19 protein-coding genes are annotated in these 18979 nt (G+C 47.3%); 5 read left to right on the top strand and 14 right to left on the bottom strand.

The window, feature by feature from the left end:
- The 6 genes from E2I14_RS00980 to E2I14_RS00955 all read right to left on the bottom strand — a co-directional run bounded on the left by E2I14_RS00980 (position 1) and on the right by E2I14_RS00955 (position 7420).
- Positions 1 to 879 (bottom strand): alpha/beta fold hydrolase, encoded by an 879-nt coding sequence (locus E2I14_RS00980; protein ID WP_133324543.1) that lies wholly within the window; start codon positions 877 to 879, stop codon positions 1 to 3.
- Between the two features lie 435 nt (positions 880 to 1314).
- Entirely contained in the window at positions 1315 to 1956 is a 642-nt protein-coding gene (locus E2I14_RS00975) for a CoA transferase subunit B (protein ID WP_133324541.1), read from the bottom strand.
- A gap of 2 nt (positions 1957 to 1958) precedes the next feature.
- Complete coding sequence (locus E2I14_RS00970) at positions 1959 to 2672, bottom strand: CoA transferase subunit A (protein ID WP_133324539.1); 714 nt, start codon at positions 2670 to 2672, stop codon at positions 1959 to 1961.
- A 155-nt stretch (positions 2673 to 2827) separates the two neighbouring features.
- Complete coding sequence (maiA, locus tag E2I14_RS00965) at positions 2828 to 3466, bottom strand: maleylacetoacetate isomerase (protein ID WP_133324537.1); 639 nt, start codon at positions 3464 to 3466, stop codon at positions 2828 to 2830.
- Positions 3467 to 3596: 130 nt separating this feature from the next.
- Positions 3597 to 4886, bottom strand: a complete 1290-nt coding sequence (locus tag E2I14_RS00960) for a cytochrome-c peroxidase (protein ID WP_133325684.1) — start codon at positions 4884 to 4886, stop codon at positions 3597 to 3599.
- A 104-nt stretch (positions 4887 to 4990) separates the two neighbouring features.
- Complete coding sequence (locus E2I14_RS00955) at positions 4991 to 7420, bottom strand: alkaline phosphatase family protein (protein ID WP_133324535.1); 2430 nt, start codon at positions 7418 to 7420, stop codon at positions 4991 to 4993.
- Between the two features lie 443 nt (positions 7421 to 7863).
- On the opposite strand from E2I14_RS00955, the gene E2I14_RS00950 reads away from it, so the two are divergent.
- The 3 genes from E2I14_RS00950 to E2I14_RS00940 all read left to right on the top strand — a co-directional run bounded on the left by E2I14_RS00950 (position 7864) and on the right by E2I14_RS00940 (position 11139).
- Positions 7864 to 8154 carry a co-chaperone GroES gene (locus E2I14_RS00950; RefSeq protein ID WP_133324533.1) on the top strand — a complete coding sequence of 97 codons (291 nt, stop codon included), beginning with the start codon at positions 7864 to 7866 and terminating at the stop codon, positions 8152 to 8154.
- A 75-nt stretch (positions 8155 to 8229) separates the two neighbouring features.
- A complete protein-coding gene (groL, locus tag E2I14_RS00945) occupies positions 8230 to 9879 on the top strand; it encodes a chaperonin GroEL (protein WP_133324531.1) in 1650 nt (549 codons plus the stop codon).
- Between the two features lie 588 nt (positions 9880 to 10467).
- Positions 10468 to 11139 (top strand): hypothetical protein, encoded by a 672-nt coding sequence (locus E2I14_RS00940; protein WP_133324529.1) that lies wholly within the window; start codon positions 10468 to 10470, stop codon positions 11137 to 11139.
- A 55-nt stretch (positions 11140 to 11194) separates the two neighbouring features.
- On the opposite strand, the gene E2I14_RS00935 is transcribed toward E2I14_RS00940, so the two are convergent.
- The 7 genes from E2I14_RS00935 to dacB all read right to left on the bottom strand — a co-directional run bounded on the left by E2I14_RS00935 (position 11195) and on the right by dacB (position 17146).
- Entirely contained in the window at positions 11195 to 12097 is a 903-nt protein-coding gene (locus E2I14_RS00935; RefSeq protein WP_133324527.1) for a DNA ligase, read from the bottom strand.
- Between the two features lie 262 nt (positions 12098 to 12359).
- Positions 12360 to 12743, bottom strand: coding sequence for a tautomerase family protein (locus tag E2I14_RS00930; protein ID WP_133324525.1), 384 nt, complete (start codon positions 12741 to 12743; stop codon positions 12360 to 12362).
- 32 nt (positions 12744 to 12775) lie between these two features.
- Positions 12776 to 13168, bottom strand: coding sequence for a VOC family protein (locus E2I14_RS00925; RefSeq protein WP_133324523.1), 393 nt, complete (start codon positions 13166 to 13168; stop codon positions 12776 to 12778).
- Between the two features lie 36 nt (positions 13169 to 13204).
- Positions 13205 to 14035, bottom strand: coding sequence for an orotidine-5'-phosphate decarboxylase (gene pyrF, locus E2I14_RS00920; protein ID WP_133324521.1), 831 nt, complete (start codon positions 14033 to 14035; stop codon positions 13205 to 13207).
- Positions 14036 to 14116: 81 nt separating this feature from the next.
- Positions 14117 to 15010, bottom strand: coding sequence for a Dyp-type peroxidase (locus E2I14_RS00915; RefSeq protein ID WP_133324518.1), 894 nt, complete (start codon positions 15008 to 15010; stop codon positions 14117 to 14119).
- 24 nt (positions 15011 to 15034) lie between these two features.
- A complete protein-coding gene (locus E2I14_RS00910) occupies positions 15035 to 15679 on the bottom strand; it encodes an HAD family hydrolase (RefSeq protein WP_133324516.1) in 645 nt (214 codons plus the stop codon).
- 36 nt (positions 15680 to 15715) lie between these two features.
- Positions 15716 to 17146 (bottom strand): D-alanyl-D-alanine carboxypeptidase/D-alanyl-D-alanine endopeptidase, encoded by a 1431-nt coding sequence (gene dacB / locus E2I14_RS00905; protein WP_133324514.1) that lies wholly within the window; start codon positions 17144 to 17146, stop codon positions 15716 to 15718.
- A 97-nt stretch (positions 17147 to 17243) separates the two neighbouring features.
- Between dacB and E2I14_RS00900 the strand changes: the two genes are divergently transcribed.
- Both E2I14_RS00900 and E2I14_RS00895 read left to right on the top strand, forming a co-directional pair.
- Positions 17244 to 17699 carry a MarR family winged helix-turn-helix transcriptional regulator gene (locus E2I14_RS00900; protein WP_133324512.1) on the top strand — a complete coding sequence of 152 codons (456 nt, stop codon included), beginning with the start codon at positions 17244 to 17246 and terminating at the stop codon, positions 17697 to 17699.
- A gap of 158 nt (positions 17700 to 17857) precedes the next feature.
- The gene (locus tag E2I14_RS00895) at positions 17858 to 18277 is read left to right on the top strand and encodes an organic hydroperoxide resistance protein (RefSeq protein ID WP_133324510.1); all 420 of its coding nucleotides are present in this window, start codon (positions 17858 to 17860) and stop codon (positions 18275 to 18277) included.
- A 106-nt stretch (positions 18278 to 18383) separates the two neighbouring features.
- On the opposite strand, the gene dcd is transcribed toward E2I14_RS00895, so the two are convergent.
- Positions 18384 to 18950: a dCTP deaminase gene (gene dcd / locus E2I14_RS00890; protein WP_133324508.1), complete on the bottom strand. Its 567-nt coding sequence runs from the start codon at positions 18948 to 18950 to the stop codon at positions 18384 to 18386.
- Positions 18951 to 18979 lie beyond the last annotated feature (29 nt).

Below are 18979 nucleotides of genomic sequence, written 5' to 3'. Positions count from 1 at the left end.
TTACCCAACTAAAAAATTTCTAACCGCGTCAATCTGATCTTGGTGCACCAAAGTGGGCGCATGTCCTACATTTCTAAATTCAACAATCTTAGCCTTGGGACCACGATGGGTCATTTCTAGAGCCGTCTCCTTTGGAAATAAATCCGAATCGGCCCCGCGCAATAATAAAGTAGGACAAGTAATGGCGTCATATGCCGCCCACATCATCACCTGCATCGCTTGGGCGATATCGGGATTTATCGCTTGAAAGGACATCGCGATTTTTAAATCGTAATGCCTGATCCACATACCGTCTTTATCTTGCTTCAACACATCCCTGCAAAATTTATGCCACTGCTCGGGAGTGTGTTCTCCAAAAGTCAGCGAGATACTGCGCACAAAATCTTCCCCGTCTTCTAATTTAGCAAAGCGCATCGGCTGACCGATGTAAGTGCCAATTCTACTCAATGCTTCAATGTTGAGTACCGGACCGATGTCATTCAAAATTAACTGCTTGATCGGGTTCTCTGGCAACGAAGCCAAACCCATTCCTATTAAGCCGCCCATCGATGTCCCAAGATAGGCCACATTTGGGGCATTAATCCGCGCTAGCAGCGTGACAATATCACTCACATATTGCGGCACTTGGTAGTACTGGGGATTTTTCAACCAACCAGATCGGCCTCGCCCAACAATATCAGGGCAAATTACACGGTATTGCGACGACAGCTCGCGCGCTAAATCATCAAAATCATCCGAGACCCGGGTGACACCGTGCACACACACTAAAACATTGGGATTATCGACCTCCCCCCAATCCTTGTAAGCCATCGTATGAAGGCCTTCGGGAGAGAGGCATTGAACTGACTCGCTGCGAACCTGGGCAGACTTTCGTATCATCTTGATTCCTATGTGATAACGTTTTAGCAAAACCATCAAAGGCAAAAGCTGTACCGCCTAGCCAATGGAATTAATACCAAAACATTTAAATTATTAACGAAGAGCTCACCAACACAAGTAATCAGAATGATTACTTTAAGTTAACATAATAGCGACTTTTATTAAAAAAATGAAAATAAAAACGTAATGTTAGAGATCGTAGAGGACTAAAACACATGAATTTATTCCGTTTTCTCGACTAAAGTCACCATCGAGATAGTCAAGACCTTTCAATCTTCCATGACGAGGGAACCTAGCAGTTCACTCCAAAATGATAGTACATAGTGAATGGGATGTTTAGGGATGCAGCGCATTGATTTAGATCAGGTTTAAAGCAAACATTTATTTGCACGTCGCGGGCAGCTTCAAATGAGTTGCCCGCAAAGCTCCAATTCGTTAATGAAATGCACTGACATCAATCGCTGCTTCAGTCTTGGCAATGATTTCATCCAAGCTGACTTCTGGCGCTAGCTCAACCAGCTTTAAGCCGTTCGGGGTGATATCGAGCACACCCAAATCAGTAATGATGCGGTTGACCACGCCAACACCGGTCAGCGGCAAATTGCAGTTATTGAGGATTTTGTGCGCGTCGCCTTTAGCTACATGCTCCATCAACACCACGACTCGACCAACGCCGGCAACCAAATCCATCGCGCCGCCCATACCTTTGACCATTTTTCCGGGAATCATCCAGTTGGCCAGATCACCAAATTGGCTGACTTGCATCGCACCCAAAATCGCCAGATTAATTTTGCCGCCACGAATCATGGCGAATGAATCGGCCGAGCTAAAAATCGAAGATCCTGGCAAGGTGGTGACTGTTTGCTTACCAGCATTAATCAAATCAGGATCAACTTGGTCTTCGGTCGGGAAAGGGCCAATTCCAAGCAAACCATTTTCCGATTGCAGCCACACTTCCATACCGGCCGGCACGTGGTTGGCGACCATTGTCGGCAGTCCAATTCCCAAGTTGACGTAAAAACCGTCTTGTAATTCTAAAGCTGCACGCGCAGCCATTTCATCGCGAGTCCATGCCATGGTTATGCTCCTGCCTTGTTAGTTGCTGTGATTGTGCGTTGCTCGATGCGTTTTTCTGGGGCCGTGTTGAGCACGATGCGATGCACGTAAATTCCTGGCGTGTGAATTTCATCGGGATCAAGCTCACCGATTTCAACGATTTGTTCGACTTCAACCACGGTAATTTTTCCGGCCATTGCGACATTAGGATTAAAGTTACGCGCCGTTTTGTTATAGACCAAATTACCAGCTTTATCGGCCTTGAGCGCTTTAACCAAAGAAACGTCAGCGACCAACGAACGTTCCATGACGTATTTATGTCCGTCGAACTCGCGGATTTCTTTGCCTTCAGCCACGATCGTGCCGACGCCAGTTTTAGTAAAAAATGCCGGAATGCCGGCGCCACCAGCGCGTAATTTTTCGGCCAAGGTGCCTTGCGGTGTAAATTCCAACGCCAACTCGCCTGCCAGATACTGACGCTCAAATTCCTTGTTTTCGCCAACATAGGACGAGATCATCTTTTTGATTTGACGGGTAGTTAGTAATTGGCCCAACCCAAAACCATCCACACCGGCATTGTTGGAGATAGCCGTTAAATTTTGCACGCCTGAATCCCGCAGCGCTGCAATTAAGGCTTCTGGAATACCACATAATCCGAAACCACCCACCGCAATCGTTTGCCCATCTGCAACGATGTCTTGCAGCGCCGTTTTGGCATCTGGGTAAAGTTTATTCATGTTTTCTCCTGACTAAATTTCAAAAAATGGTAAATCGTTGAAGTTCAATTATTGTGATCGGTAGTTATGACACGCGTTATTCAAGAAGTTTATCCAAAACTGACTGCTAAGAATGGCGTTCACCTGCCAAAGTGGCAATAATAACACGCGCAATGTCACTCAGCGTCCGGTTGCGAGGCGGGAGCGGCTTGCACAAACTCCGGCAACATCATTGCATTTTCATAGACACGACGCAGCGTCGGAAAATCATCCAAAGGACAGGCAAACCGATTGGCATTCCAAATTTGCGGGATGACAAATGCATCAGCCAACGTCACGGTATCGCCCCAACAATAGCGCCCTGCTTTTTGCGCTAACACTTTTTCCAGAGCGTCAAATCCTTGGGCAATCCAATGGCGATACCACGCCATTTTTTGCTCCTCGCTGTGTCCCAACGTTTTTGTTAAGTAAGTTAATACGCGCAGATTATTGACCGGATGAATGTCGCAAGCGACCATATTACATACCGAACGCACCCATGCCCTTTGGGCTAAATCGGAGGGTAATAAGGCAGGTTCCGGTTGCAGTTCGTTGAGGTATTCGCAAATTGCGCTGGATTGAAGAAGTATTTCGCCATCGTTTTCCAAACTAGGCACCACACCTTGTGGATTTAATGCCAAGTAGGCGGGAGCAAACTGTTCGCCGCCATTTTTGACGAGGTGTACTGGAACAGTTTCATAAGGAAGTTGCTTTAAATTAAGGACAATTCGGACGCGAAAAGAGGCAGATGAGCGAAAATAAGAATAAAGTTTCATCGAGTCTGTTAGCTGCATGAGCTAAGTCAAGTTGCAATACCTTCGATCATACGCGCCGAGCGAAGTTTGTTGCAAATTAGAATGAATAACTCAGTTCCGCCGACAGCGTCCACGCAACATCACCCAACAGTTATTCTCCGCCCGGCGTTTTGCTGTAGCCATCGGTGAGTGTATTTAAGAACTCAATCAAATCCTTGATTTCTGCTTCGGTCAGCGCTGGGGCTGCTTCTTTTTTGCGATCAAATGGTGCATTGATGTGATCCACATTACTGCGCCATTGCTTGGGTAAATCGTCGTACATCTGCACTTTGCCGTTTTTGCTGGAATACCATTTTTGCGGCTGACTATCGCGCTCCACATAAAAGTGCATCACATCGTCTAGATTGTGGAAAAACCCATTATGAAAAAACACTTTTCTCGTGGCGACGTTGCGTAATGTGGGTGTTTTAAACATGCCGCAAAAATTGGTTTCTTTACTCAAGTCATGCCGATACGGTCCGCACAATCCTAAATCAAAATAACTCGCGACTTTATTCGCCGCAATAGCTGGATTGCGTGGAACGCCGATGGCCTCAAATTCAAAATCCGTGAATTGAGCGGGCTTGCCACCAGCGCCAACATTATCCACGTGGCATTTAGCACAATTGCCTTTGCTTGGATCTTTAAATACCCGATAGCCACGTAATTCAGGTTCGGAAAAAGTAGTATTGCCAGAAATCACGGTATCAAATTTACTGGTGTATGGATGGAAGCTCACCTCTTCCAACTGAAACGCTTCTAGCGCTAGCCCAACTTGGTTTACTACTTGGTTCGGATCACTAAAAATTTGCTCGCCAAATACTTGCTGAAATTGTTTTGCGTAAGCGCTGGCTTGCACTTTTTGTGCCACGCTTTGTGCGCTCGCGTTAGCCATTTCGTTAGCACTCAAAAGTGGAACACTGGCCTGTTCGTGCAAGCTTGCGACCGCGCCATCGTGGGTAAATCCACCTGTAGGTCCTTCGTCTTCCAACCCTTCGGAGGTCGGGAAATAAAAGTGCCGAGTAAATAAAGGCGTGTAGCTTAAATAACGTAACGATGGAACAGAGCGCGTTCCAGCCTGATCCATTTTTTCACCGCCCATTTGCACCGCCAAATCATTAGCTGGCGCATACGCGTGGTCGGGCTGGTGGCAAGTGGCGCAGGACATTTTGCCGGAGGCGGATAGATTGGTATCGAAAAACAACTGTCGCCCAAGTTCGGCCTGCGGACTTAATTTTGCAGCTTGTTTGGGATAGTTGACCCAAGCATTTTTTTTATGTGGAACTGCGGCAGCGGGCTTGCCTTGTTCAAGCGACGCCGCTTCCTTTTTTTGGCACGCCACCACACTCACCAACACACCACATAACACCAATAACACCGCAAAATTAACCCGACGCTGCATTTTCACTACCGATCTTAAAATTCTTAAGCAAAAACGGAATAAGCAGGAATCCAATTCGCGCCTGCCTACTCCGTCAAACAAAACGACTAGCTATTTACAACAAATCAAAAATTAAACATGGTCATCAAATCACCCAAGGCTGGCGTTGCATTGACTGGCTTGTAGAGATTCGCCGAGGTCGTCACAGGATTTGGATGGTTGTCGCGACTACGAGCTGATAACGGTGCCAACTTCCAGTTACGTTCGATAAACTTCAATACCGATGCATGATCATGGTAAGTGTGATCGATATAGTTAGTGCGGGCATACGGCGACACCAAGATCAACGGAATACGTGGACCATCACCAAAGAAGTCTTGGTTTTGAATCGAACCAGTATCGAAATGACCGCCACCTTCATCGGTAGTAATAATAATGGCCGTGTGAGCCCACAGAGTTGGATTGGCTTGCACTTTCGCGATTAAGTTTTGCAGGAATAACTCGTATTTCATTTCGACCGAATAACCTGGATGTCCGCTATCCAAATTTTTCGGAACCACAAACGATACCGCTGGCAATGTGCTGTTTTTAACGTCGTTAAAGAACGTTGTTAAGCCTGCCAAGCCAGCTTTGAGTGCGGGTGTCGTCATGACTTTAGACGATGCAACCAGTGGGTCACCAATTGCATTGTATTGCGCTGCTTGCGCGTACACAGCGGGAATTCCAAATGCTGCGGCATCAGCGGCTACGTCAGCCAATTCACGTCCACCGGTATACCACTTCCACGATACGCCTTTGTTAGCCAATGATTCGGCAATTGTTGGCACTGTTTGCGGTGGATAGTTATAGTTATTCGGCCCGATCGGTTGAACGTTACCATTCATGTCGTAACCCGGAGCGTAATTATTAACAAGATAATACGCACCCGCTGCACAGTTGCTAGGTACGTTTACGATAGCTAATGCCGACAAAATTGGGGCAACGCCGGGTTGAGTCGAATCCGAGCAATTGACATACGAACCACCGCTATAACCATCTTGGGTATAGAAGTTCGGCGTATTGGCCATTGGATTTGGGTTTTCGATTTGGTTGGCTGGTGGAGTTGCGACAGCACCGGCTGTGTTAAATACCGGCAAATCCGCTGTTGCGATGGTAAAGAAGTTAGCGCCAGTGCCACCCAAAATAGATTGGTGATAGTTGTCGCTCATCGCATATTTCTGCGCCAATGAATTCAAAAATGGTGCATCACCGGTATTCACATTCAAAAACGCCATCAATTCGCCGCCTTGAGAGGGATTGGCAGGCGTAATGCCGGTGGTATCGCCGCCCTGTCCAACCGTGTCCGCAACCCAAGTGTACATATCCAACTTGGCGTTGTTACCGCCAGTTTGCTGCCACATCTGGAAGAAGCGATGCACCGGATCACCGGTCGTCACGCCGATTGGATTAGTGGCCGTCACAGCGTAAGGAACATATTTAGTAAGTTGGAACGGGCCATTGGCCAAAGTAGCCGGAAAATGCGGATCAGGCGTGCCACCCAAGGTTTGCAAATACGGCGTCAACTCACCAATTTGCAATGGCTGCGGTAACGTTGCGTAAGGCGCAGCGCGAGTTGGATTAATCGTGTACGCAGTTTGTGAAGTACCTTGACTTTGTGACGCTAAGCTAAAGTTAGGCCCCGGAGTGCCGTCGGCATTAATGATTCCCTTCGAAATCAAGTTATTTACCGTTTGGCCAGCAGGTGCTTGGTAGGCACCGAATACCGCATCGAATGTTTGATTCTCACCAATGACAACAATGACGTTAGTAATCGGAGTAGTCGTTGCGCCGGTATTGAGTGCGACCAACGAAGTCACAGCGGCAGCCGGGATCGTGCTTGTGATCGGGCCAGCCGTTGGTACCGTAACTACGCTGCGATTAGCGTCGGAGCCAATGATAACTTGTCCGGTATGCACCATAAAATGCGCAGTGCTAAAGAAATTATCCAACGGGTCGGTGTTGGCCGCTTTGTAGGTGGTTGAGCCAATTGGATCGGCAGACTCGGTGGCTGGAATCGATAAAGCGGTATACACCGGTTGAAACAATGTCGCCAAATCTTGTTCAGCGCTAACCACTGTTGCCGGAGTGATATTGGCGCTTTGAATTTGGGCAGCCGTTAGCGAGCCAGTTGGAATCGTCCCCAATACCCGAGCGGTGACTAACGAGGTCAGCGGGTTAATATTGGCTTGCACTGACCCTGCAAAATTAGCTTTAGGAGCATAAACAGACGACAACGTCGCTGGACTTCCGTCGGCATCATTAATCGGCGTGGTCAAGATAAACGGACCATGACCCGTTAACGTCATTGAAAATTTACCAGTCGAATCTGTCGTCGTTGACTGCGTTACGTTGCCATTTGCATCCGTTGCAGTGACAACCACACCGACCAGCGGAGCGCCAACTGAGGCGATACCACTCATGTTCATAATTTGAGTGGACGATGAACTCCCACTGCCGCTGCATGCGCTCAGAAGTCCAAGCGCGGCACATGCCAATGCTAGTTGATGCAATTTCATAGATTCCCTTTACATTGTTTGAATTTGGTCTTAACCGTTCTTACCGTTAGGTGCCCAACGCAATACGCGTCGACAATTCGCTCCTTCGCGGCCGAAGTATGCGAATTACTTATTACCAAACGATGACGGATTACCAAATAACAACAATTTAAAGGTTATCCTCTAATTTCCACTTAGAAATCAAACTATGTCGGATGATTTTTTAAATTAGCACTAATTTGTTCACAATCAACAAGTTAGCGACATTTCAAATTTAACTTCATCCCCCATCCTTGAAAAAGTTGACCTGCGCCCATATAATTAGCACTCAACAGGATAGAGTGCTAACAATGCCTTTTAAAGTCTCTTAAACGTTGAAGCAGCGTTGAAACGGCTTAACTCCATTTGCTTTTGCATCCTGTTCCAAATTTTTTAACCCATTGAACTTATATTGAGGAGTGTGTATGAACCTTCGTCCCTTGCACGATCGCGTTATCGTTAAGCGTCTGGATCAAGAAACAAAAACAGCATCTGGCATTTTGCTTCCAGAGGCCGCTGCTGAAAAACCAGATCAAGGTGAAATTTTGGCTGTAGGCAAAGGCAAAATTTTAGATGACGGCAAAGTACGTCCATTAGAAGTTAAAGTTGGTGACCGCGTTTTGTTTGGCAAATATGCAGGCCAAGCATTCAAAGACAATGGCGTTGAATTGTTGATGATGCGCGAAGAAGACATCATGGCAATCGTTGAGAAGTAATCTGCTCCCCAGTTTTACCAACACCCAAATTCAGAACACTGCACAAGCAGTTTCTTAACAAATTAGGAGTTTCACATGGCAGCTAAAGAAGTTATTTTCGGCGACGCAGCGCGCGCTAAGATGGTTGAAGGCGTAAATATTCTGGCTAACGCAGTTAAGGTTACTTTGGGTCCAAAAGGCCGTAACGTTGTGTTAGAGCGTTCATTCGGCGCGCCAACCGTAACTAAAGACGGTGTTTCGGTTGCTAAAGAAATCGAACTCAAAGACAAGCTCATGAACATGGGCGCACAGATGGTAAAAGAAGTTGCTTCACGCACTAGCGATAACGCAGGTGACGGTACAACTACGGCAACTGTATTGACGCAAGCGATTGTGCGCGAAGGAATGAAATACGTTGCTGCCGGCATGAATCCAATGGATTTGAAGCGCGGTATCGACAAAGCGGTTGCAGCAACTGTAGAAGAACTGAAAAAAATCGCTAAGCCATGCACAACAACAAAAGAAATCGCTCAAGTTGGTTCGATCTCTGCTAACAGCGATTCATCAATCGGTGACCGTATCGCTGAAGCGATGGACAAAGTTGGTAAAGAAGGCGTGATCACTGTTGAAGACGGTAAATCATTGAACGACGAATTGGATATCGTAGAAGGTATGCAATTTGACCGTGGTTACTTGTCACCATACTTCATCAACACACCAGAAAAACAAGTCGCGATTTTGGACAATCCATTTGTTTTGTTGTACGACAAAAAAATCTCCAACATCCGTGATCTGCTCCCAACATTGGAACAAGTGGCCAAAGCTGGTCGCCCACTGTTGATCGTTGCTGAAGATATCGACGGCGAAGCATTGGCAACGTTGGTGGTCAATAACATCCGCGGCATCTTGAAAACTTGCGCAGTCAAAGCGCCAGGTTTTGGTGATCGTCGTAAAGCGATGTTAGAAGATATCGCTATCTTGACTGGTGGCCAAGTGATCGCTGAAGAAGTTGGTCTGACTTTGGAAAAAGTAACTTTGGCAGATTTAGGTCAAGCTAAACGTATCGAAGTGAGCAAAGAAAACACCATCGTTATCGACGGCGCAGGCCAAACAACTTCTATCGAAGCACGCGTAAAACAAATTCGCGTTCAAATCGAAGAAGCGACTTCTGACTACGATCGTGAAAAATTGCAAGAGCGCGTAGCGAAATTGGCTGGCGGCGTTGCAGTGATCAAAGTTGGTGCTGCTACTGAAGTTGAAATGAAAGAGAAAAAAGCACGTGTTGAAGACGCATTGCACGCAACTCGCGCAGCAGTTGAAGAAGGTATCGTTCCTGGCGGCGGCGTGGCTCTGTTACGCGCTCGTGCAGCAGTTACCGTTAAAGGCGACAACGCAGACCAAGACGCTGGTATCAAGATCGTTATGCGCGCAATGGAAGAGCCATTACGCATGATCGTTCAAAACGCTGGTGAAGAAGCATCTGTTGTTGTAGCAGCAGTGTTGGCTGGCAAAGGCAACTTCGGTTACAACGCAGCCAACGGCACTTATGGCGACATGGTTGAAATGGGCGTATTGGATCCAGCAAAAGTAACTCGTTCAGCATTGCAAAACGCGGCGTCTATCGCTTCGTTAATGTTGACTACCGATTGCATGGTGTCTGAATTAGCCGAAGAAAAACCAGCCGGCGGTGGTATGGGCGGCATGGGTGGTATGGGCGGCATGGGCGGTATGGATGGCATGATGTAATTGCCTAGATTGCCGGAATGGCTCTGCAAGATTTTTGAACTATTCTGGCAATTCTGCTCTACCCGTTTCGATACAAAAAACCGCAATGTGTACGTTGCGGTTTTTTTATTGCCAATTCAAAAAAACAATACCACTTAGGCTTACGCCAATTAAGTTTTACTCCCCGTTCCAAACACATTCATCCATCGCTTGACCCAAATGCTCAAAGCATCGTGGATCACCACATGCAAGGATTCCGGGCCGATTTGCAGTTATCGGAAGTTCTCCATTTATGCTCCATAGTCCGATGCGAATTCAGCGTGCCGCTTCTACCATTGTTGAATTTCTATACATCTAAGACGGCCTTCAACATTAATGCCTCACATAACACTGTGATCAAAATTTCAAGCTGTTGCGCTCTATCGCACAAAAATAGTCCAAATAGACGATACAAAAAAGCTGGAAAGCAAATTAAGGTTGCGCGTGGGATTTTTGTATCGCTCGACTGGATACAATTTTCTGCTCAACATGCGCGAACAGGAATGGAGTGTTAAACCACCAACATTGGGCTGTGCACGCTTAACGTTTTTTGCAAAGCTCGAATCATCGATGAAAAAAAATCTAATCTATGCAGCGCTGGCAATTTTTCTGTGCCTCGCGTTCTTAATCATCCAACATGGCTGGATATCAGCCCTGTTCACACAGATGACGGAAAATCCAGATAATCTGGCATCAAAAAACTCAGTGACAGTAGTCGGGGAGGAGCCGCAGGAACAATTGGATATTGAATTCGATCAGTTAAGCGGCAAGTGGACGCGCCTCACCACATCGGTAACGCTGAGGATTCATGGCATTTCGGCTGCCGCAGAAATGCAAGCAAGCAACAGAGCCGAAAAAGCTGCCAGACAACAAATCATTTACTTTTTAAACCAAGTTGATTCCGAGAAATTAAAAGAACAAATTATCACTTCGGTTCAGCAACACAAGTCCAACACCAAAGCCTCAGACGCTACAAAAATCGCCCAAACGATCATCAACAGCATAGAACAATCGAATAACGCAATCACGCTAGAACTATCAGAACAGCAGCGCAAAGGCGTTGTGATTGTGAAGCAAATTGATTCTAAAAATCACTTGGCAACGATCTCATTAACAATAATTCATTCTCAGCTCCCCGGAACGGAGAGCGGATCAAACACGGACGATCAATCAACTAATTTAGCGTCTAAACAACCTAGAGCAGAAATAAAGTCGCGCGTGTCTATCAAGCCACTGCTGTAAAACAATTACCGTGGGCATTTGCGCGGAAGTCGCCCGCTCGTCCTAGGCGACAAATTTACTCATCCTCCCGAACCCGCCAAAAACTGGCGAACCGAGGGATGCCCTTTGGTGTAATGTCGCGATAGCGGTAAGTGACAATGGCGCCAACCGCCGGAGGATTGCGACGCATCTCGTCGCGCAAGCCACTGCCAAGTTTAAACCGCGTGCCATTGGGCATCTCGACAAGCAAAGCGCCCGTTAGGCCAAGATATTTGCCCTTGCCAGGCACATAGCCGATCACCGTCGCTTCGGCATCGGATTGTAATTTGAGTTTCAGCAACACGTCGGATCGACCGGTTTGCCAAAGCGCGTCCGAGCGATGCAGCATCAAGCCTTCGCCTTTGTTCTGCACGATATTTTTCAGCGTAGATTGCAATTGTTCCTCATCGGTCACCTGAAATTGATCGAGCAATTGCAGCCAAGGGACTTTTGCACTCGTAATCGATATTGCTAAGCTAGACAGTCGTTCGTTGTAACTACCCTGCCCGCGCGGCAACTCGACCACTTGATAACTGATCTGCTTCCATTCGTCATCGGAAGGAATCTCGCGCCGTGTTGCGGCTGATACCTGATCGAATCGGCCCCGCCCCATCCATAATTCGCCATCCATGGGATGATCTGGAAAGCCAGCGCTAAACCATGCGGGTGCGGGAATAAGTTTGCCGCTACGAAAACGCAAAACCTTGCCGTCCCAGATCGCACGCACGCCGTCGAGCTTTTCACTCACCAAATAGGCGGCGAGATCAACATTAGCGCGATAGGTCTGCGCCAACAATAACTCGGGCTTGGCGGCATTGGCAGACCTGGCATCGCTGAGATAATCCGCTGAATATGCAGCGCTAATCACACTAAACGAGGACAACATTCCACACAACAAAAGCATGGATGGAATAATCCGCAACGAAAATTTTGGTGACATGATGGCTCCTTTTTAGGTAATAACGTGTCGCTTAAATTCAGACCTCAGGCCCCAAAGCAGCGCGTTAAAATTAATAAATAATTAACTAAAAAGACATCATAAAGGAGGTGCGATTGCGAACGCAACCGCGCTTTGTAACCGAGCTAAAAAGTAGGAGTGACGAAGGTTTCAGTGCGATGGTTAAATCGAAAGGGACGCGGAGCAAGTTACCCGAACTAAGAAAATGACTAACTTGCTCGCCATAACATAACAAGCTACAGCATTAAGGCGCGTGAATAATCCGACCGCCAGCAAAGGACCAATTTTCCCAAGCAGTTTCTTTGAAGCAGACCATGACGTTTTCGGGATTAAACTGCGCTACACTCAGTTGCTCCATCAAATGCGCCAAAATACTTTTCTTCACTTTCACGCTGCGCCCAACCGAAAATAAAATTTCGATCAACACAAAATTATCATCACGCGCACCCTGCACATCGGGATACCCCGCGTCATAACGAAAATCATCCGCATCCAATTCCAATACCCGTTGAAAACGATCCGTTGCGGGAACGCCAGCAGCGACTAAGGCCGAATGCACAGCATCCAAAACGGTGGATTTAAATTGAGCGGTTTTTGGCTTTTTTACAGTGATGGTGACGAGCGGCATGGCGAGTTTCCTTTCAGTTAAATGTAGACAAATTATTTGACACAATGAAAAACTGCTTCGACTTTATTGCCTTCGGGATCAAATAAAAAGGCGGCATAGTAGCCAGCATGATAATCGCGCAATCCCGGTAGGCCAGCATCGCTTCCACCACGACTCAAACCAAGTGCATGAAATTCATCCACCTGGAAAATCGAGCTGGCACGAAAACACCAATGGCGACGCGGATCAACGCTTGCATGCTCAGACTCAAAAATACTTAAATAAGAATGCCGATCACTCAACGCTGTGTTCCTCTCTCCGAAGCCAATTGCGTCGGCTTCGTCATACACCAACTCTGCACCCAAAACATGCATGATTGCCCGATAAAACGGTTTAACAGCGGCTAAGCTTTTAACGGTTATCGATACGTGATCCAGTAATTGCATTTCTTGAGGTTCTATCTAAGCACGGCGCCGTATCGACTAACGATACAAATTAATCTCATCACGAGTTTGCTGAGCCACCCGACGCGCCGCTTGCGCAAAATCTTCACCTTCAGCAGTTTTTGCAAACAATATCGCGCGCGACGAGTTAATCATCATTCCACCATTTGCCGTTTTACCGGCGGCTACCGTCGCCGCGATATCGCCACCCTGTGCACCAATACCCGGCACCAACAGCGGCATCTGGCCCACGATATGGCGTACTTGTTTAATCTCTTCGGGGAAAGTGGCACCGACCACCAAACTGCATTGGCCATTGCTATTCCATTTATTGGCAACCAGATCGGCTACATGCTGATACAGCGGGCGTCCATTTACCTGTAAAAATTGTAGGTCTGAACCGCCGGCATTCGAGGTGCGGCATAACACGATGCAGCCTTTGTCCTTCCACTCTAAATACGGCGCGACCGAGTCGAAACCCATGTAAGGATTCACCGTCACGGCATCGGCGCCGTAGCGCTCAAATGCCTCGCGCGCGTATTGCTCGGCTGTGGCGCCAATGTCGCCACGTTTGGCGTCGAGAATAATTGGCAGATGCGGATAATTATCACGTAAGTAGGCGCAGATTTGCTCTAATTGCGGTTCAGCTCGTAGCGCCGAAAAATACGCAATTTGTGGCTTAAATGAACAGGCCAAATCGGCAGTGGCATCAATAATGGCGCGGCAAAAGTCAAAAATGCCATTCGGGCTCGTTTGAAATTGCGCTGGCAATTTGGCTAAATCAGGATCTAATCCGACGCACAACAGCGAGTTATTGTTGGACCAAGCTTGATTGAGTTTTGAGATATAGGTAGTAGTCACGGAAGTCATCGCAGTGCTAGTTATGTTCTGTTTAAAATACGAAAACCGATTCGCTAAAATCAGTTTTTATTGAAAAATCAAATCGGCATTTCACGCCAAAATGCGCGACAAATCGATCTGCCCAGCGCGCATAGGCGGGCACCAAAAATAGCTACCCGTTTGCGGCTGGCTAAATTTGAATAACGCATCCGCGATACCGTCTTCCGCGCCCGACATGCGTTTTAGTTGGGCTTCAAATGCATCCAGCGTGCGACCAAAAGCCACAAAATAAAAACCTGATTTCTCACCCTGTGACCAAGGCATGGAGCGACGTACTACAAAGGCTTCGGGGTCAAAGCTTTCTTGCGCTGTGCGTTTAACATGCGCAGATTCGGGAGCATCGTCAAGTTCTTCGTTGTCGCTGATTCGACGCCCAATCGCATTATCCTGTTGATCGGTGCTCATCGCGTAAAATTTATGCCAGTGGTGCAGCCATTGCTGAACTGCGACAAAGCTGCCGCCGTCCAAACCCGCGCCGTGATGATCTACGATGGCCGCTTCAACCGCCGCTTGGTCTTGCGGGTTTTCGGTGCCGTCTTCATAGCCGGTCAAATCGCGCCCGGTATCAAATTTAAACCCATCGATGCTTTGCTCTAATTCAAACGCATCGCCAATCGCATTGATCACGCGCTGCGATTGCTTCACCAATGCGCCGCGCTGCTCTTCGCGCAACCAAATCCACAGTGCTGCTTTGTTGACCGGCAGAGCGACTTTGGCTTTGTCGAAAACAGGAAAATCACGCAATCCAGCGATTTCCTTATTCAATGCAGTTACTAAACTAGCGCCGATACCCAACACGACTTTATCGCCATCGACCAAAGCCACTAATTTATTGAGTGCTGTGGCGTAATCGGCGTTTGGTTTTAAATTAAACGACAAGAAATTAGCGTGCGCTGGAATAGCTTGAAGAATTCCGCTTTGGATAATTGGGTGTGAGGTCGACATGAATATCCTTTTTTTTAAAAATAATTACAGTAATTTATTGATTTCGTGCTCTAACTCTTGCACCGAATCGACTACTCGGTATGCGCCATCAAAGGCGTAATTTGCCATTATTGGATGGCGTAAAACGATACACGGCATTCCTGCAGCGCGTGACGCTTGCAATCCGCGCGGCGAATCTTCGACGACTAAGCAATTTTCAACTGGCGTGCGCATGGTCTTCGCACCTAACAAATAGGGCTCTGGTGAAGGCTTACTTGCACTGTAATCTTCATCAGTTAGCACAAATTGAAAATGCCGCACAAAATCCAAACGCGCATGAATCAAATCAAAATGTTCTTTGCGCGCTGAAGTGACAACTCCCATCGGACGCTGCGCTGCTAATTGCTCAACGACCTCTTGCATACCGGTCATCGCAAGTCCTGCGCTAGCGTGTAATAAGTTAGTGTAGATACGATCTCGACGCGCTCTTAACTGCGCTATTTCTTGCGCCGAATGATGCTCCAACAAATGCCACGCGCCGATATTTTTAACCAAGAACCAATCGAAAAACTGTTGTTCAGTCAGCGTAATATCAAACTCAGAAAACAACTGCTGATTAGCCAAATAAAATAGTCGTTCGGTGTCCACAAGCACACCGTCGTTATCCCACAAAATGCTATCAATCTTCATGCTATATCCATTATTTCTAAGTCAGCTTCAAAGCGCCTAACCATGCTCAAATACCCACTCTAGCAATTCATCCTGCGCTACGCTGCCTTGTTCGGCATTTTTATGATTGATGAGACACACCACGACATATCGCTTACCGGACGCTGCCAACACATAACCGGCTATCGCCCGCACACCTTCTAAGCTGCCACTTTTAATATGCGCGTGACCAGCCACAGCTTGATTGATGGCGCGCTTTTTCATCGTGCCGTCCAAGCCCAACACCGGTAATGACGACATCAATTCTGGCATCACCGCAGAGTCAAAAGCATGATGCAAGATCTGCCCCATTTGCGCGGCGCTGATGCGTTCAACACGCGATAAACCACTGCCATTTTCGAGCAACAAACCAGTGGTGCTAATTCCATTGCGATTCATCCACGCTTGAACAATTTGCGCAGCGCGAGTCGCGTTTGCCGGTGCTTGATTGGCTTCCTTATCGATCGTCAACATCACCAAACGCGACATCACGTTGTTACTGTATTTATTCATGTCACGCAAAATATCAGGCAGCGGAGCCGACGCCATTTCGGTGACTAATCCAGCGTTCGGTGGAACCACGCCCGACACAGTTTCGCCATTAAACTGACCCCCAAGTTCGCTCCACAATTGGCGAAATAAGGCCCCTACGTAATCAGCATGCGACAACGGATAAGGTTGCAACAACCATGTTTGCGTGCCGCAGCTAGTTGGATACGTGCCTGTTAAGGTCAGATTTACTTTCTGCTGCACCAGACTAAAGCTCGGCGTGAGTTTATCGCGCCAAGTACCGCAGGCGCCTTTGGTCAACTTGACGCTCACCGTTGTTTGCAGCGCCAGCGGCGTTAAGGTCGTCACCTGCAAACCTTGCTCGGTTTTCTGCAATTGCAAATTGAGTGCATTAAAATTGACCAGCAATGCATCGGGGCCAACATTGTAAGGGCGAGTTGGATCGCCATCAAACGCGGCAGCATCAAAATATTGCGGCTCCATCCACGATGAATCCAGAATCAAATTTCCCTGAATTTCACGAATTCCTTGCGCGCGAATTTGACGCAATAACAACCAAAAATTTTCAAGAACTAAGCGCGGATCGCCCCCGCCACGCACGATCAAGTCGCCACGCAATACCTCACCATCGAGCTGACCGGTCATCCACACGGACGTTTTCCAACGGTAGGCAGCTCCCAACATATCCAGTGCTGCGTAAGTCGTCACCAGCTTCATTGTGGAGGCGGGTTGCATCGCTTGATCGGCCTGCCAAGTCAGCACTGCTTGCGCAGCGGCGCTGGATGGACCAACTTCTTGAACATACACACCAACGGCATTTAACGGTACTTTGGATTTTTGTAAGGCTTGGATAACATTGGCGGGTAATTCTTGCGCCAAGCTTGGCTGCGCAAAAAATAAGCTGTACGCGGTGATCAAAAGTAGCCAATACTGACGCATTATTCCGTTCCTATTTTGTGGTGGTTGATTATCCCATGCGTAGCCACGATAATGAATTCATCTCGACACAATTTAACGCTTTTTTAACAAAATCATCATGTCCAACAAGCCTTTTGACCCGCTCGCCCTTGATAATCAGTTTTGCTTCGCCCTGTACTCAACGTCGCTGGCGATGACAAAAATGTACAAGCCTTTGCTCGCAAAAATTGGCCTGACCTACCCGCAGTACTTGGTGATGCTAGTACTTTGGCAAGAAGACGGTTTGTCGGTTAATCAAATCGGCGAAAAGCTATTTCTCGACTCTGGCACGCTCACTCCGCTACTCAAACGGATCGAAGCGGCTGGCTTCATCACGCGCCAACGCAGTATGGAAGATGAACGCCAGGTGACGATTTCTCTCACACCAATCGGGCAAGAATTAAAATCCAAAGCGCTAGAAATACCACTGCAAATCATGTGCGCCAGCGGTTTGCAACCCGAAGCGCTGCTCAACCTGCGTAGCCAACTCAATGATGTTCGGGGTGCTTTGCACGCCCATCTCGCGACAAACTGATCTCACTCAATTCGTTTCATCCTTATTTCATGCATTAATACCAATAAATAGTTTTTCCTAATCGAGTTAATTTAAAAATTTAAATTGCGTACAATTTAATTGCTAGCTACAATGTTTTCACTGACGGGGATTTCCGTCTTCTTTCAAGGAGAACTAACATGGCGATCATTTACACAGCAAAAGCAACAGCAACCGGCGGTCGCGAAGGCCGCGCTACCAGCAGCGATCAACATTTAGACGTGCAGTTGAGCACACCAAAAGAATTAGGCGGCGCGGGCGGCGCAGGAACCAATCCAGAACAATTATTTGCGGCGGGTTATTCCGCATGTTTTTTATCCGCGATGAAGTTTGTATCGACCCAATTGAAAATCGCCGTACCCGCAGATGCGACGGTCTCGGCGACCGTAGGAATTGGTCCGAACGATAAAGGTGGTTTTGGTTTAGCAGTCGATTTATTGGTGAACGTGCCAGGCTTAGATAAAGCGGCAGCGCAAACCTTAATCGACAAAGCGCACGAAGTTTGCCCATATTCCAACGCCACACGCGGCAATATCGACGTTACATTGAGCTTGGCTTAATTTTCTCTCGCTTGAGATTGGTCTGTTGAAATAAAAAAACCAACCGGATTGTATCGGTTGGTTTTTTATTTTTTAACGCCTTCTAGTTAAGCAGAAATGACTTAGATTAAGCCTTAGGCAATGTCACGCCAACTTGTCCTTGATATTTACCGTTGCGGTCTTTATAGGACATTTCGCACACTTCATCGCTCTCAAAAAACAGCACTTGCGCGCAACCTTCACCAGCATAAATCTTCGCTGGCAATGGCGTCGTGTTGGAAAACTCTAAGGTGACATAACCTTCCCACTCTGGCTCAAACGGCGTCACATTAACAATAATGCCGCAGCGTGCGTAAGTTGATTTACCTAAGCAAATGGTGAGCACATTGCGCGGAATGCGGAAATATTCAACCGTGCGTGCTAAGGCAAACGAGTTTGGTGGAATGATGCAAACGTCACCTTTAAAATCGACGAATGATTTTTCATCGAAGTTTTTCGGGTCAACAATGGTGCTATTAATATTGGTAAAAATTTTAAATTCATCGGCGCAGCGAATATCGTAACCGTAGGAAGAGGTGCCATAACTAACGATTTTATTGCCGCCTTCAACACGTACTTGCCCCGGTTCAAACGGCTCAATCATCTTGGTTTCTTGCGCCATGCGGCGTATCCATGCATCTGATTTAATACTCATTATTCCCCACCATTCGTTGAAATTTTTGC

This window comes from Sapientia aquatica, from assembly GCF_004358105.1.
GTDB lineage: Bacteria > Pseudomonadota > Gammaproteobacteria > Burkholderiales > Burkholderiaceae_D > Solimicrobium > Solimicrobium aquaticum.
This window is presented reverse-complemented; position numbering and strand designations above follow the sequence as displayed.

Excerpts from the sequence above, each read along its gene's own strand:
- groL (WP_133324531.1), top strand. The coding sequence starts at position 8,230 with ATGGCAGCTAAAGAAGTTATTTTCGGCGACGCAGCGCGCGCTAAGATG.
- E2I14_RS00930 (WP_133324525.1), bottom strand. The coding sequence starts at position 12,743 with ATGCCGCTCGTCACCATCACTGTAAAAAAGCCAAAAACCGCTCAATTT.
- E2I14_RS00960 (WP_133325684.1), bottom strand. The coding sequence starts at position 4,886 with ATGCAGCGTCGGGTTAATTTTGCGGTGTTATTGGTGTTATGTGGTGTG.
- E2I14_RS00975 (WP_133324541.1), bottom strand. The coding sequence starts at position 1,956 with ATGGCATGGACTCGCGATGAAATGGCTGCGCGTGCAGCTTTAGAATTA.
- E2I14_RS00900 (WP_133324512.1), top strand. The coding sequence starts at position 17,244 with ATGTCCAACAAGCCTTTTGACCCGCTCGCCCTTGATAATCAGTTTTGC.
- E2I14_RS00950 (WP_133324533.1), top strand. The coding sequence starts at position 7,864 with ATGAACCTTCGTCCCTTGCACGATCGCGTTATCGTTAAGCGTCTGGAT.
- E2I14_RS00895 (WP_133324510.1), top strand. The coding sequence starts at position 17,858 with ATGGCGATCATTTACACAGCAAAAGCAACAGCAACCGGCGGTCGCGAA.
- E2I14_RS00955 (WP_133324535.1), bottom strand. The coding sequence starts at position 7,420 with ATGAAATTGCATCAACTAGCATTGGCATGTGCCGCGCTTGGACTTCTG.
- E2I14_RS00970 (WP_133324539.1), bottom strand. The coding sequence starts at position 2,672 with ATGAATAAACTTTACCCAGATGCCAAAACGGCGCTGCAAGACATCGTT.
- dacB (WP_133324514.1), bottom strand. The coding sequence starts at position 17,146 with ATGCGTCAGTATTGGCTACTTTTGATCACCGCGTACAGCTTATTTTTT.
- E2I14_RS00935 (WP_133324527.1), bottom strand. The coding sequence starts at position 12,097 with ATGTCACCAAAATTTTCGTTGCGGATTATTCCATCCATGCTTTTGTTG.
- E2I14_RS00940 (WP_133324529.1), top strand. The coding sequence starts at position 10,468 with ATGAAAAAAAATCTAATCTATGCAGCGCTGGCAATTTTTCTGTGCCTC.
- E2I14_RS00915 (WP_133324518.1), bottom strand. The coding sequence starts at position 15,010 with ATGTCGACCTCACACCCAATTATCCAAAGCGGAATTCTTCAAGCTATT.
- E2I14_RS00910 (WP_133324516.1), bottom strand. The coding sequence starts at position 15,679 with ATGAAGATTGATAGCATTTTGTGGGATAACGACGGTGTGCTTGTGGAC.
- E2I14_RS00925 (WP_133324523.1), bottom strand. The coding sequence starts at position 13,168 with ATGCAATTACTGGATCACGTATCGATAACCGTTAAAAGCTTAGCCGCT.
- pyrF (WP_133324521.1), bottom strand. The coding sequence starts at position 14,035 with ATGACTTCCGTGACTACTACCTATATCTCAAAACTCAATCAAGCTTGG.
- maiA (WP_133324537.1), bottom strand. The coding sequence starts at position 3,466 with ATGAAACTTTATTCTTATTTTCGCTCATCTGCCTCTTTTCGCGTCCGA.
- E2I14_RS00980 (WP_133324543.1), bottom strand. The coding sequence starts at position 879 with ATGATACGAAAGTCTGCCCAGGTTCGCAGCGAGTCAGTTCAATGCCTC.
- dcd (WP_133324508.1), bottom strand. The coding sequence starts at position 18,950 with ATGAGTATTAAATCAGATGCATGGATACGCCGCATGGCGCAAGAAACC.